Here is a 13567-nt window from a genome sequence, read left to right as displayed (position 1 = left end):
CAAGCTTGGGAGAGGCGTGAACGTACATGAGCGCTCCTCATGAACACCGATTTCGAATCCAACCTCTGCCGTCGCGATTTTCTCTCCACCACCACCAAGACCGTCGCCGGCCTGTCGGTCCTCTCCGGCATCACCCTCCCTCACGTGCATGCCGCCGGCAGCGATGAGATCAAAGCCGCGCTGATCGGCTGTGGCGGCCGTGGCACCGGTGCCGCCAGCAATGCGATGGGCGTGCAATCCCGCGTGACCCGCCTCGTCGCGATGGCGGACGTTTCCAAAGACCGCCTCGACGCCAGCTTTGAAAACCTCAGCAAGAAGCACCCGGACCGCATGTCTGTGTCGGAGGACTCCAAGTTCATCGGCTTCGACGCCTACAAGAACGCCATCGACAGCCTGCGCAAAGGCGATGTGGCCATCTTCACCACGCCTGTGGCCTTCCGCTGGGTGCATTACAAGTATGCCATCGACAAGGGCGTGAACGTCTTCATGGAAAAGCCGATCTGCACCGACGGCCCCACCGCCCGCCGCCTGCTCGCGCTGAATGAAGAGGCGAAGAAGAAGAATCTGAAAGTCGGCGTCGGCCTCATGTGCCGCCACTGCCGCGTGCGTGGGGAGCTCTTCAACCGCATCCAGGACGGCGAAATCGGCGATCTCATGCTCATGCGTGCCTACCGCATGCAGGGCGTCATCGGCAGCGTCTTCACCCCGCGTCGTGACCCGAACGCGCACCCGAACGAGCTGCTCTGGCAGATCAAAAACTTCCACAGCTTCCTCTGGGCCTCCGGCGGTGGCTTCAGCGACTTCAACATCCACAACATCGACGAAGCCTGCTGGATGAAGAACGACTGGCCCGTCGAAGTTCAGGCCAGCGGCGGCCGCACCGACCGTGGCGACAATGTCGATCAAAACTTCGACCACTACTCCTGCGAGTACACCTTCAAGGACGGCGCGAAGCTTTACCTCGAAGGCCGCACACAGTTGAATGTGCACACGCAGTTCGCCACGCAGGTCCACGGCACCAAGGGCAGCGCCATCGTCTCCACCGCCGGCCACTTCCCCTCGAAGGCCATGACCTTCAAGGGCCAGAATATGGTGCGCTCCAACATCATCTGGCGCGGCAAGCAGCCGGAGCCGAATCCGTATGACCTGGAGTGGCAGGACCTCATCGAGGCCATCACCAACGACAAGCCCTACAACGAGGTCGAGCGCGGCATCAAATCCAGCGTCACCACCGCCATGGGCCGCGCCGCCGCCCACACCGGCCAGGTGGTGCGCTACAATGATTACATCAACAGCGCCTTTGAGTTCTCCCCGAACGCGGACAAACTCACGATGGATGGCCCGCCGCCGCTCGTCGCCGACAAGGACGGCAACTATCCCGTGCCGAAGGCCGGCCAGTTCAAGGATCGCGAATACGCCATGGAACCGCAGGCGAATCCCTTCCCGCTCATCCAGTTCCCGCCGGAAGCCGCTCCGGAGCCGCTCAGCCCGCCTGAGCGCCCGAAGGCCGCCGACAAAAACGGCAAGAAAGCCAAGGCGAAAGCCTGAGGCCGGCCGACTGAGCACATCCTGATCCCCAAACCGGTGCCGCGTGAGAGCGTGGCACCGGTTTTTTGTGCCGGGATCGCATGGCACCGCCAGATTTGGCCTGAAGTGCGATTTGAGAGGGTAACCCTCAAACCTCTCCGCTTATGACCTTCTTGTGGATGCTCATCATCGGCCTCATCGTGGGCGCTGTGGCCAAATTCCTCACCCCCGGCCGCGATCCTGGCGGTTGTCTCGTCACGATGCTCCTGGGCGTCGTCGGAGCCATGTTGGCCGGCTTTCTCGGCCGTGCCGCCGGATGGTATGGCGAAGGGGAGCCGGTGGGCTTCATCGCCTCGGTGGTCGGTGCCGTGCTGGTGCTGCTGGTTTACCGCGTGATCCGTGGTCGTTCTTCGTGAGCGCCTCTTGCAGGCCGCCTCAAACATGATTCACAGGTGCCTGAGCGCCTTGGTGACCATCGACGACACGTCGAAGCGCTTTCGCTCCGGCGGCAGCACGTCGTTCGCAAACGCCGTCATCCATTCGCGTGAGGCCTGGACGTCCGTCACCTCGATCTGTGTCGGGCTGAGAATGCGATAGCGCACCGTCATTTCCACCGGGCTGGCCTCACCGTGCAGCTCCACGATGACAAAGACCTCCTGCGCCACGCTGTCCAGCCGGAGCGTGGTCACCTTCCCCAGCCGGTGCAGGTGAAAGCGGTTGGCGACCCATGCCGCCATGCGTTGCAGGGCCGCGTCCTTCGCTTTGTTGGCGAACACCTTGAATGACATCACACGCAGGAATCGCCGCTGTGCCCGCCGCAGGTCGTGGGAAGACGTGAGGAAGGAATCGGGCCGCGTCCTGATGAGCACGCACGAACCGGATTCAGAGGTGGGTGCGATCTGTTTTCCCCATCATCTGATGGATACCTCACACACAAACAAACCAAACCCCGCCCCCTATGAAATACCTCACCTTGCTCCTGGCCTGCACGCTGATCGCCGCAGGCACGGCTGCCGCCCAGCAGCAATCCGTGGTCACCACGACCACCACCACGGCTGATGGCACCATCACCCAGTTCGTTCCCGGCACCACCTTCGTGGTGAAGGAAACCTCCGGCCCCGTCACCTACACCTACGGTCCCAGCGTCACCTACGTCACCGAAACCGGCGCTGTCATTCCTGCCGAGCAGGCCGCCGCGCAGATCAAGGTCGGCGTGCCTGTGCGTGTGCACTACACCATGGACGGCTCGAATCGCGTGATCAGCCGCGTCGTCGTGACCAAACATGGCGACGAGGATGACGATGACGACGACAACTGACCCGGCCTCGCAGGGCCGATGAATCCGTGCCTCGTGTGACCCCGTTTCAACCATCGCTCCGGTCAATCCGGCGATGGTTGAATCATTTCCGGCCTCAGCCGAGGGCGGCTGCGAAGTGAGGGCAGCGCATGACCACTTTCGACGGCACTCAAAGCTCAATCGTCGGCCTGCAGCCGGCTGTTTCGGCCCCCAAGTCTCCGGCACGCGCCCCGTCTCTGCTGCAGCGGCTCTTTGCGCCCGTGGACATCGCCCCGCTCGTGTATGTGCGCATCATTTTCGGTGCCGTGATGCTCTGGGAGGTGTGCCGCTACTTTCAAAACGGCTGGATCAGCAGCTTCTACAGCGCTCCGACCTTTCACTTCACTTACTATGGCTTCGAGTGGGTGAAACCCTGGCCAGGCGCCGGCATGCAGATGCATTTCTTTGCGCTGGGCTTGCTGTCCGCCTGCATCGTGGCGGGGTTTTGTTACCGCATCGCAGCCGCGCTGTTCTTTGCCGGCTTCACGTATGTGTTCCTGCTCGATGAAGTCCGCTATCTGAACCACTTCTATCTGATCTGCCTCATCAGCTTTGTGCTCATCTTCGTTCCGGCGGAACGTGCGGTCTCAGTCGATGCCTGGCTGCGACCGAAGCTGCGCTCCAGCGTGGCTCCTGCGTGGGCTCTCTGGCTGCTGCGGGCGCAGATCGGCATTCCGTATTTCTTCGGGGGCATCGCCAAACTCAACGCCGACTGGCTGCAGGGCGAGCCGATGCGCCTGTGGCTGGCGCGGCGCATGGACTTCCCGCTCATCGGACGGTGGTTCCAGGAGGAATGGATGGTGTACTTTTTCGTCATCGGCGGTCTGCTGCTCGATCTCCTCATCGTTCCGCTGCTGCTGTGGCGTCGCACACGTGCCATGGCTTTTGCCGGCGCGGTCCTCTTTCACCTGCTCAATGCCAGGCTCTTCAGCATCGGCATCTTTCCATGGCTGATGCTGGCGGCCACAGTCATCTTCTTCCCGCCGGCAGTGCCGCGCCGCCTGCTCGCCTGCGCAGGGCTTGAACCACCCGCCGCGTCATCGTCGCCGACGACTGTGACGATCACCCGCCGACATCGCGTGATTGCGGGCCTCCTGTCGATCTACCTCCTGTTTCAGATGCTCATGCCCTTGCGCCACTTTGCTTATCCAGGCGTCGTGCACTGGACCGAGCAGGGGCACCGCTTTTCCTGGCATATGAAACTGCGTTCGAAGCAAGGCGTGGCCCGTTTCCACGTCACCGACACGGTTACGGGTCAAAGCTGGACGGTCGAACCTGCGGCGCACCTGACGCTGCGACAGGTGGAGAAAATGGCCACGCATCCCGACATGATCCTGCAGTTCAGCCACTATTTGGCGGCGGTGAGTCGCAATGCAGGCCACGACCGGGTGCAGGTCCGCGGCGACGTCCACGTTTCGCTCAATGGCCGTCGTCCACAGAGGTTGATCGATCCGACGGTCGATCTTGCTGCCGAACCGAGGACTCTGCGACCTGCCGCGTGGATCCTGCCGCTCACCGAACCTCTTCACCCTTCGCAGGCGGCGGAAAAGGACCGTCGTTGACGAGTAACTCGCATCTCTCCCTGAGCAGCGGCTCGTTGTGCGCCCGTTCGGCATGAACGCCGTACGAACAACGCCCTCCTGCCAGAGCGGGAGGGCGTTGTCGCACGGCCGGACGATGCTCACGGGTTCTTCACATCGACCTTCGCCTTCGCGGCTTCCGCCTCGGCGTCGGCGCGTTTCTTCTCGGCATCGAGCTGGGCCTGCACGGCCTCGGTATTGGCTTCGATGTTGGCCTTGGTCATCTTGGCGTCGATGTCCGCCTGTTCCTTGGCGCGTCGTGCGGCCTCCTCGGCAGCATCCTTCTGCTGCTCCAGGGCTTCCTTCTTGGCATCGGCACGATCATCGATGGCCTGCTTTTCCTTGTTGCAACCCGCCACGCAGACAGCGGCGGCGGTGATGAGGGCGAACAGAGTGTGTTTCATGGTTGGTAGGGGTTTGTCCATGAATGGATCGCCGTTCCCCGCATCCCCGGATGCGCCGAAGTGATGGGCCGCCTCAGACTCTTACGTGCATGGTTGTCGCGCTCTGTTCGCGCGGCCCGTCTCCAGCTCGCGGAACAGAGTGCCTCTCGTCAATCGGCCGGTGGTTCCAGTGCTACTCCTCCTGCACAATCACGAAGGTCTTCGCACTCAAACCGCTCGCTTCATCATGCACTTCGATCTCGTGGCGGCCAGGTTTGAGGATGGCGAAGGTGTGATCGGCCTCTTTGCGGAGTTCGATGGTTTTGGAACTCCAGTGCGGTTCCATGGCGCCGGCGGACTGGAGGAGGAGGCGGTTGCCGTGATTGCGGATGTCGGGATCGAGGATGACGACGGTGCCGGGGATCGGATGGGTGATGCGCAGCATCGGCCGTGCGTCGGTTTCGGCGGTGGTGACGAGATCGCCCAGCCAGTTGGCGCTGCTCCGCACCCATTCGGCGTATTCACGCGGCAGGATGGCACGGCCGCGGGTGTCGTAGTCGGCAGCTTGCGCGATAGGCGGCATTTTTCCGCCGACGAAGTACTCCTCGCGGCTCACACGCGCGGGCGGGGTCTGCGGTGTGAGGCGTCTGCCGGTGCGCGGATCGATGCGCGCGTGCGTGACGGCCGCGGGACGTTCAAACCACGTGGCGGGATGCTTTTCATGCAGATGCAGCATCACATCGCGGAAAATCGGCCCGGCGCCGGTGACGCCGCTGACATCCTGCATCGGTGTGTTGTCGAAATTGCCGACCCACACGCCGACGGTGAACTCGGGCGTGTAACCGAGCGTCCAGTTGTCGCGAAAGGTGGAACTGGTCCCCGTCTTGACCGCGCATTTGAATGGCAGACGCAAAACCGAGTGACTGCCGAAGGACATCTCGCGCGCCTGGTTGTCGCTGAGGATGTCGGCGACGAGCCACGATTCGTTTTCGCCGAGCAGGCGACGTTCTTCGACGGCGGGAGCCTCGGCGCGCAGCGTCCACGGCTTGAAACGACCGAGGCGCGCGAGGCAGGCGTAGGCGTTGGCGAGTTCGATGAGTCGCACGGAGGCATTGCCAATGGTGAGGCCGAGACCGTAATGCGCGGCGTCCTCGGTGAGCGTGGTCAGTCCGAGCTCGCGCAGGCGCGGCAGCAGGGTTTCCGCACCGCCGATGGAGTCGAGCACGCGCACGGCGGAGATGTTGAGCGAATTGCCGAGCGCGTTGCGATACGTCATCGGCCCGTAGCTGCGCAGCGAGTAGTTTTCAGGCCGGTAGGTGCCGCTGGTGGTGGTGGTGAATTCGATCGGCAGATCGGCGACGATGCTCGCAGGCATCGCGCCGCGTTCGAAGGCGATCTCATACGTGAACGGCTTCATCGCCGAACCCGGTGAATGCGGCGCCCAGGCACCATTGAGCTGGCCGCCGTCGCTGGCGAAGAAATCACGCGAACCCGCGAGCGCGAGCACGGCACCGGTCGCGTTTTCGATCACGACGACCGCACCATGGCTCACGTGACGGCCTTTCAGCGCTTCCAATCGCTGCGCGATGATCGTTTCGACGTGTTGCTGCAATGTCGCGTCCAGCGTGGTGCGAATGGTGGAGCTGCGGGCTTCGCCGCGAAGCATCTCCACGGCATGTGGAGCCTCGAAACCGCCGCTGAAGCGTTGCAGCACGATGCTTTGGTCCAAGGCGACGCGATGCTGCTCGTCACTGAGCCAGCCGAGCGCGTGCATTTGGTCAAGGATGCGGCGCTGGCGTGGCAGGACGGCGTTCAGATTGCGAAACGGATTCAAGCGGGCCGGGGATTGTGGCAGCGCGGCCAGCAGCGCGCATTCGGCAGGCGTGAGATCACCCAGGGGCTTGTGGAAGTAGCCGGAGGCCGCCGTCGCGGCTCCCGTCATGAGATTGCCAAAGGAGATGCGGTTAACATAAGCCGCGAACACCTCATCATGACTCCACGACATCGCGAGATGCCGCGCCCGGAGCGCTTCGACGAGCTTGACCCACAGCGTGCGCTTCCCGGTGCCCGGCGTGGTGTTTTTGATGAGCTGCTGATGAACTGTCGAGGCGCCGGAGACGACGCGCCCGCTGCGTGCGTTGTCCCGCACCGCACGGGCGATGGCGAACAGGTCGATGCCCCCGTGCGAGAAGAAGCGTTTGTCCTCCGCGGCGAGCAGCGCGTGCACCAACGGCTGTGGAATCTCCGCGAAGGTCACGGGAGGAGCCGAGCGGTGGCCGTTTTCATCCAGCAGATGCCGCAGCGGCGTGCCATCGCGGGCGAGATAGCGGGTGGAGGACGTCGCCGGCTTCAACAAGGCCTCTGGCAGAGGCACCAGCCATGGAACACCCCACCAACCGGCAGCCGCGAGGGCGGGCAAGGTGATCAAGATGGCTTTCCAGCGGCGCATGGGCAAAGAAACATGAACTCCGGACGGAATGCCAGCATGGTCACGAGCCCGGCCGGAATCAGCCATTCACCGCCGCGCCACGACGACGGAACTCATCACCATGCCCACCAGCACGCCAATGACGGCGATGAGCCAGAAGTTCACCGGTTTGTCTTCCAAGGGGCCGCGAATTGACATGCTGAAAAGGCCGGTGAGCGCCGTCAGGGGCAAAAACAGCGCCGCGAGCACATTCAGGCGGTGGGAGGTGTTGGCCATGCGCTGGGCGCTTTGAGCCTGCGCCTCGGCCTGCTTGGCCACGGTGAAGTTCAGGCCGAACTGTGCATCCTGCAGCAGCAGCTCCGCGTTGCGCTCAATGCTGGCGGCTTGGTCGCGCAGATTGATCAAGTCACGGTCCGCCTTCACAAATTCACGCGCCTGCTGCAGCGCCCGATGCAGGCCACGGGAGGAACGCAGCACCGGCGCGATGGCTTCGAGCACCTTGTGATACTCCGTCGCCGTCTGCGCGATGTGCTCCGCCTTGTCGAGCTCATCAAGCCGTGCCGAGAAGGAAGCCAGGTGATTCTGCAAGGCGAGATGACCGCCTGCATCAGGGCTGGATTTCCATGTGCCGTCCGGCTGACGCCAGAACAGGGCCGGGCGGCGGGAGGCATCATCGGGACCCGGAATCTGATGAAGGATGATGAGCAGGTGCTCCTCCTCCAGCATGGCACGTTGCGGGCCGGGTTCACGGCCTACGCGGTTGCGGATCGCTTCGGGGATCGTGGTCCACAGCTTCGGGATGATTTGGATGTCGGGTTTCATTTTCGGGAGGTTGATTCTTGCCGACCGATCTTGAGCAGAAGCCAGCAGACTGGCGAAGACAAAAATCCATCAGGATTCGAGGAGGTGGACCGGCGGTTTCTTGCTCCCCTGCGCAATCCCGCCTAGTTTTCCCGCCCTTTCCCCTCCGTTCATGACCCACGCCGTCCTCAGCCTCCTCAAAGAAAGCCGTCATCCCATGCGCATCGACCTCATCGGGGTCGCTGGTTCTGGCATGAGCGGACTCGCGCTGCTGCTTCTCGGTCTCGGCCACAAGGTCAGCGGCTCGGACAAGGCCACGACGCTCGAGACGGAGCGCCTGCAAAAGCTCGGCCTGCAATTCTTCCACGGTCACACCGAGAAGGAAGTCGAGGATTGCGACATGGTGATCTTCTCCAGCGCCATCAAGCCCGGCAACATCGCCTACGAAGCCGCTTACAAGCAGGGCATCCCGCTGGTGCGTCGCGCCGAGGCTCTCGCCGCCGTGATGGCGAACAAGAAAGGCGTCGTCGTTTGCGGAACACACGGCAAAACCACCACTTCAGCTGTGACGGCGCACGTTTTGCGTCAAGGCGGCCTCAAGCCAAGCCACTACGTCGGCGCGGAGATTCCGATTCTTGGCTCGAATGCGCACTGGGATACCGAAGGCGAGCTTTTTGTGGCCGAAGGCGATGAGAGCGATGGCACGCTCGTCAATTTTCACCCGCAGCACGCCATCGTGCTCAACATCGAGCCCGAGCATCTCGACTTCTACGACGGCATCGAGGCCATCAAAGCCGTCTTCCGCCAGCTTTTGAGCCAGACGCCCGGTCATTGGGTTTACTGCGCTGAAGATCCCGTCGCCACCGAAGTCTGCGCCGGATCACATGGCGTCAGCTACGGCTGGAGCCGCGAGCACGATTTTTCCGCAAACATCCTCACGATGCGCCCGGATCACTCCGAGTTCGAGGTGTATCAAAACGAGCAACTGCTCGGCGTGGCCACGCTTGGCATTCCCGGCAAGCACAACGTTAGCAACGCCCTCGCTGCCATCGCGCTCGCCACCAAGTGCGGCGTGACGTTTGAGGCCATCCAGCATGCCTTGAAGACCTTCCGCGGTGCGAAACGCCGTTTCGAGATCCGCCACAGCGGCGAGCAATTCACCGTCGTCGATGACTACGGCCATCATCCGAGCGAAATCGCCGCCACACTGGCCACCGCGAAGGGGGTGAATGCCAAACGCATCGTCTGCCTCTTCCAACCGCATCGCTTCAGCCGCACGCAATTGCTCAAGAAGGAGTTCGGAGCCAGTTTTGATGATGTGAACGAGTTGTTCATCACCGACGTGTATCCGGCGAGCGAGAAACCGCTGCCGGGTGTGAGCGGCGAAACCATTTTGGAAGAGGTGATTGCGCACCAGAGCGGGCTGAAGCCCGAACTACGAACGAAGACCGGCAGCACGCCAACGATGCCGATTGCCCGCGACAAGGTCGGCAATGCGTTGCGCCCCGGCGATCTGCTCATCACGCTCGGTGCAGGCAATGTCCACGAAGTCGGCCGCTGCATCGCACGCGATCTGCCAGTGCTCGAAAGGCTCACCAGCATCCTCGAAGCGCATGGCGGCGGCGCAGCGAGGCTTTACGAACCGATGAACCGCCACACCACCTTCCTCATCGGCGGCCCTGCGCAGTATTGGATCGAGCCACGCACCGTCGAGGCCTTCGCGGAGATCGTGCGTTACCTTCGCTCGAGTTCCGTGCCGATCCGGGTGATCGGTCGCGGCTCGAATTTGCTCGTCAAAGACGGCGGCATCCGCGGCGCGGTGATTCATCCGAGCAAAGGTGAGTTTGAAGACGTGAAAGCCGAAGGCATGCGCCTCATCGTCGGTGTCGGTGCTCGCCTAAAAAAGATCGCCAGCGCCGCTCGAAATGCCGGCATCGGTGGTCTCGAATGGATGGAAGGCGTTCCCGGCAATCTCGGCGGTGCTTTGCGCATGAACGCCGGAGCCATGGGCGCGGAGATGTTCGACCATGTCGTCAGCGTGCGCTTCATCGCCACGGATGGCAGGATTCAGGAAAAACCGCTCGCTGACATCGTGCATCACTACCGCAGCGTCCCGGAGTTTGAGGAGCGTTACATCGTGGGAGCCGTGTTGGAGGGCAAACCGGCCACACAGGCTCAAATTGATGCCGGTTTGGAAGCCAGCCGCGTGAAACGCCGCACCAGCCAGCCCATCGGAGCCAGCGCCGGCTGCATTTTCAAAAATCCCGAACTCTGCGGCGCGGGCAAACTCGTCGATGACCTCGGCCTCAAAGGCACCCGCGTGGGCAACGCCGTCGTTTCGGCCGTCCACGGCAACTTCATCGTCAACGAAGGCGGCGTCACCGCCCGCGAAGTGCTTGATTTGATCGCCAAGATCAAAGAAAAGGCCCTCGAAGAGCGCGGTGTGACCTTGGAGCTCGAAGTGAAGGTCATCGGCGAGGACCAGCCGCTGGCGCTGTAGGCCGGATGTGTTCGGCGCCACAAACCACGCTGACACTCATGCATTCTCCGCCGAACTATCCGGCTGGTTTGGAGGTGTGCGACCACGCGGCCGCTGTCAGAGCCGGATAGTTTGGCAAAGAGAACTCTGCGGGAAGACGATGTGCAACGCGCCAAACACATCCGGCCTACATTCCGGCGTTCGCTGCAACGATCTTGGGGTGCAGCCACACGGTTGCATCTGCCGCAGGCAGGCCAGCCTTCGAAGGATTTCTGGCGATGTAGCGCACCACGCGCCGATAATGCTCCTCATCACAAATGATGCGGTCAAAGCTCTCGTCCTGCCAAAGCGAACCTGATCTGCCCAGCCGCCGATGAATGTGGTCGGCACTGTGACGTTTCCACGAACGGGTCAGGTTTTCCAATGAGTGTCCGTCCATGGGGTGGCACAGCACGTGGACGTGGTTGGGCATGATGACATAAGCCAGTATGTCGCAACGGCTGCCGTCAAAGTGATGCAGCGCCTCGACAATGACCTCGCGATGTTCCGCAAGTCGCAGCAGGCACTCTCCGCGGCCTTCATCAAGCACCTGCTCAATTTTGCGGAGCTGAACTTGCTGGAAATCCTGCCATGCGGCCCATTCGTCGGTGCTCAAGCCGCCCTGGGCGAGACGCTGCTCCCATTGTCTCGCCTCCGCCTTCATCGCCGCCCAGATTTCTGCCGGGATGGAATCCCTCAGCCGGAATGTCACGAAATAGCACCGTCCCGGAACCCGCCAGTGCGGCAGATGGCGCTCATAGGTCTCAAAATCGCGTGTCAGCGGACTCTCAGGATCAAACCCCTTGAAGTTCTCCGGCAGCGGAATCTGCTCTGGAATGGGCCAAGACATGGAGTTGTAGGCCGGATGTGTTCGGCGCACTGAACGCCGCAAGCAAAAAGAGTTCTCTGCGCCGGACTATCCGGCTGGTTTGGAGGTGTGCGACCACGCGGCCGCTTTCAAAGCCGGATAGTTTGGCGAAGAGAACTCTGCGGGAAGACGATGTGCAACGCGCCAAACACATCCGGCCTACGGGGCGCTTGCGCTTTCCTGCGGACGCGGTGAGCTTTCCGGCTGATGCAGAAACTGGCGCTCATCCTTTTCCTCCTCGGTCTCTTCGTGACGGGTTTGCTCGGCACGGAGACGCGGCTGCTGTTTTTCTGGCCGGGGTGCGCGTTGATCGGGCTGGCGGGCTTGCTGGCGGTGCTGCGTTGGAAGCTGCGGGTGAGTTTTCAACCCAGCGACTGGTGTTTGCTGACGGTGCTCGCGCTGGCGGGCTATGTGGGCTGGCGCGCGTGGGTTTCGCCGGTGGAAGTGTATGCGCGGGAGGATGGGGCGATCCTGCTGGCCTGCTTTGTGGCTTACCTGATGACCGTGACGGCGGCGAGTCACCCGAAGTGGCGTCTGGGCGTGGTGTGCGTGCTGCTGGTGCTGGTGGCGGGGAATTTGACCGCTGGCTGGCTGAACTTCAAAGGACGCTGGGATTTCCACCTCGTTCCGGGCTTCTCACGCTCGTTCCCGGCGGGCCGAATCGGCGGCTTCTTCAACAATCCGAACCACCTCGCGGCCTTCCTTTCGTTCTCGGCCTTTCTGTCGGCAGGCGTGATGCTTTTCGCCCGGATTCACATCGCGTCGCGATTGCTGCTGGGGTTTGGCATTCTGGCGATGCTCGCTGGCGTGGGTTTGACCGTCAGCCGGGCGGCGATGCTGGGTTTTGCGGTCGGCGGACTCGTGATGGTGGTGCTCACGTTCTGGATCGTGTGGCGGACGCGGCGTCCGTTGTTCAAATGGCTGCTGCTGGCGCTCATTCTCGTCGCCGGAGCCGCCGGAGGGGCGCTTTACAAGGTGAATGAAGACTCGCTGCTCACCCGCCAGCTCACCACGCCGATGGGTGATGACATGCGCACGCACATCTGGCGTGCCGCACTGGCCCAGCATGCGGAATCGCCGTGGATCGGGGCAGGAGCGCGGATGTTTTACGAGGGCAGCATCACGCATCGCGATCCGGAGACCTCGGCCCAGGCTGGGGACGCCCTCTTTGCCCACAACGAATACCTGCAAACGCTCGCGGACTACGGCTGGGCCGGGCTTGTGCTGCTGGCGCTGGTGATCATCGCTCATCTGATCAATGGCATCCGCTACCTGCGCTGGTTTGCGGCGGAGAAGTTCCCGGCCACCGGCATGCTGTCGAGCAACACCCTCGCGCTCACGCTCGGTGGCACTGCGGCGCTGGTGGCCACGCTGGTGCATGCGGTGTTCGAATTCCACGGCCATGTGCCAGTCACGGCGATTCTGGGGGCGATCATCCTGGGGCTGCTCGCCAATCCGGGCATTGAGAGCGAGGTGTTCAAATCCCGCCGCGTCTGGGGCCTGCGCTTCGTGATGAAAGTGGTCATGCTGGCCGCTTCGGCGGCGATGATCTACGGGGCGGCGACCTTTGGCATCGCGGATGCACACGCGGGCATCGCCCAGGTGCAGAACAAGCGCGGCGAAACAGCGCTAGCCCTGCGCAATCTGGAGCACGCGACCGGAAACGATCCGCGCAACGCCGTCCTGGCCTATCAGCACGGACTCGCGCTGATGGATTCCTACAAGCCGGACAAACCCGAGGCCGAGCGCCGTCGCATCATCGACGCTTCAGTGATCGAATTGACCCGCGCGACCGCCTTGAACCCGTGGAATAACCTGTATCAGGTGGCGCTGGCCGATGCGCTCGATGCCGCCGGGAAGAATGACGCCGCGCTGCTGGCGATCCAGCGCGCCCTGGTGCTGGCGCCGCTCTATGAGGAGCCGCGTCTCGCCCTGGGCATGCATTACCACCGGCTGCGGAAGTTCGAGGAGGCTGAATTTGCCTACCTCTGGGCCGGCCAGGCGAAGGCGATGAACCGCGAGGGCACGCTGAACTGGCTGGAAAGCTACCGCCAGCTCCTGAGCGACACGAACTACCTCGCCGAGCGTGCACGGAAGGCCGGAATCGAGGCGCAAAGCCGTTGAGA

11 protein-coding genes are annotated in these 13567 nt (G+C 62.6%); 6 read left to right on the top strand and 5 right to left on the bottom strand.

All coding sequences use genetic code 11. The features are described from left to right. The first annotated feature begins 39 nt into the window (after positions 1-39). The gene (locus IAE77_RS14890; protein WP_294227794.1) at positions 40-1548 is read left to right on the top strand and encodes a Gfo/Idh/MocA family oxidoreductase; all 1509 of its coding nucleotides are present in this window, start codon (positions 40-42) and stop codon (positions 1546-1548) included. Between the two features lie 143 nt (positions 1549-1691). Then, the gene (locus IAE77_RS14885; RefSeq protein ID WP_294227792.1) at positions 1692-1943 is read left to right on the top strand and encodes a GlsB/YeaQ/YmgE family stress response membrane protein; all 252 of its coding nucleotides are present in this window, start codon (positions 1692-1694) and stop codon (positions 1941-1943) included. A gap of 30 nt (positions 1944-1973) precedes the next feature. Here the strand turns inward: IAE77_RS14885 and IAE77_RS14880 are convergent, their stop codons facing one another. Further along, positions 1974-2396, bottom strand: coding sequence for a hypothetical protein (locus IAE77_RS14880; RefSeq protein ID WP_294227790.1), 423 nt, complete (start codon positions 2394-2396; stop codon positions 1974-1976). Positions 2397-2485: 89 nt separating this feature from the next. Between IAE77_RS14880 and IAE77_RS14875 the strand changes: the two genes are divergently transcribed. Next, positions 2486-2845, top strand: coding sequence for a hypothetical protein (locus IAE77_RS14875; RefSeq protein WP_294227789.1), 360 nt, complete (start codon positions 2486-2488; stop codon positions 2843-2845). 128 nt (positions 2846-2973) lie between these two features. Continuing rightward, positions 2974-4425: an HTTM domain-containing protein gene (locus IAE77_RS14870; protein ID WP_294227787.1), complete on the top strand. Its 1452-nt coding sequence runs from the start codon at positions 2974-2976 to the stop codon at positions 4423-4425. A 119-nt stretch (positions 4426-4544) separates the two neighbouring features. Here the strand turns inward: IAE77_RS14870 and IAE77_RS14865 are convergent, their stop codons facing one another. The 3 genes from IAE77_RS14865 to IAE77_RS14855 form a co-directional block, all read right to left on the bottom strand. Then, positions 4545-4847, bottom strand: coding sequence for a hypothetical protein (locus tag IAE77_RS14865; protein ID WP_294227785.1), 303 nt, complete (start codon positions 4845-4847; stop codon positions 4545-4547). A gap of 172 nt (positions 4848-5019) precedes the next feature. Next, positions 5020-7275 carry a penicillin-binding protein 1C gene (gene pbpC / locus IAE77_RS14860; RefSeq protein ID WP_294227783.1) on the bottom strand — a complete coding sequence of 752 codons (2256 nt, stop codon included), beginning with the start codon at positions 7273-7275 and terminating at the stop codon, positions 5020-5022. A gap of 66 nt (positions 7276-7341) precedes the next feature. Next, entirely contained in the window at positions 7342-8076 is a 735-nt protein-coding gene (locus IAE77_RS14855) for a CorA family divalent cation transporter (protein ID WP_294227781.1), read from the bottom strand. A gap of 151 nt (positions 8077-8227) precedes the next feature. Here IAE77_RS14855 and murC point away from each other — a divergent pair, with 151 nt between their 5' ends. Continuing rightward, a complete protein-coding gene (gene murC / locus IAE77_RS14850) occupies positions 8228-10555 on the top strand; it encodes a UDP-N-acetylmuramate--L-alanine ligase (RefSeq protein WP_294227779.1) in 2328 nt (775 codons plus the stop codon). Positions 10556-10721: 166 nt separating this feature from the next. Here murC and IAE77_RS14845 read toward each other — a convergent pair whose 3' ends face one another. Further along, positions 10722-11189, bottom strand: a complete 468-nt coding sequence (locus IAE77_RS14845) for a transposase (RefSeq protein WP_294227777.1) — start codon at positions 11187-11189, stop codon at positions 10722-10724. A gap of 459 nt (positions 11190-11648) precedes the next feature. Here IAE77_RS14845 and IAE77_RS14840 point away from each other — a divergent pair, with 459 nt between their 5' ends. Beyond that, a complete protein-coding gene (locus IAE77_RS14840) occupies positions 11649-13565 on the top strand; it encodes an O-antigen ligase family protein (RefSeq protein ID WP_294227775.1) in 1917 nt (638 codons plus the stop codon). Positions 13566-13567 lie beyond the last annotated feature (2 nt).

The organism is Prosthecobacter sp. (assembly GCF_014879935.1).
Taxonomy (GTDB): Bacteria; Verrucomicrobiota; Verrucomicrobiia; order Verrucomicrobiales; family Verrucomicrobiaceae; genus Prosthecobacter.
This window is presented reverse-complemented; position numbering and strand designations above follow the sequence as displayed.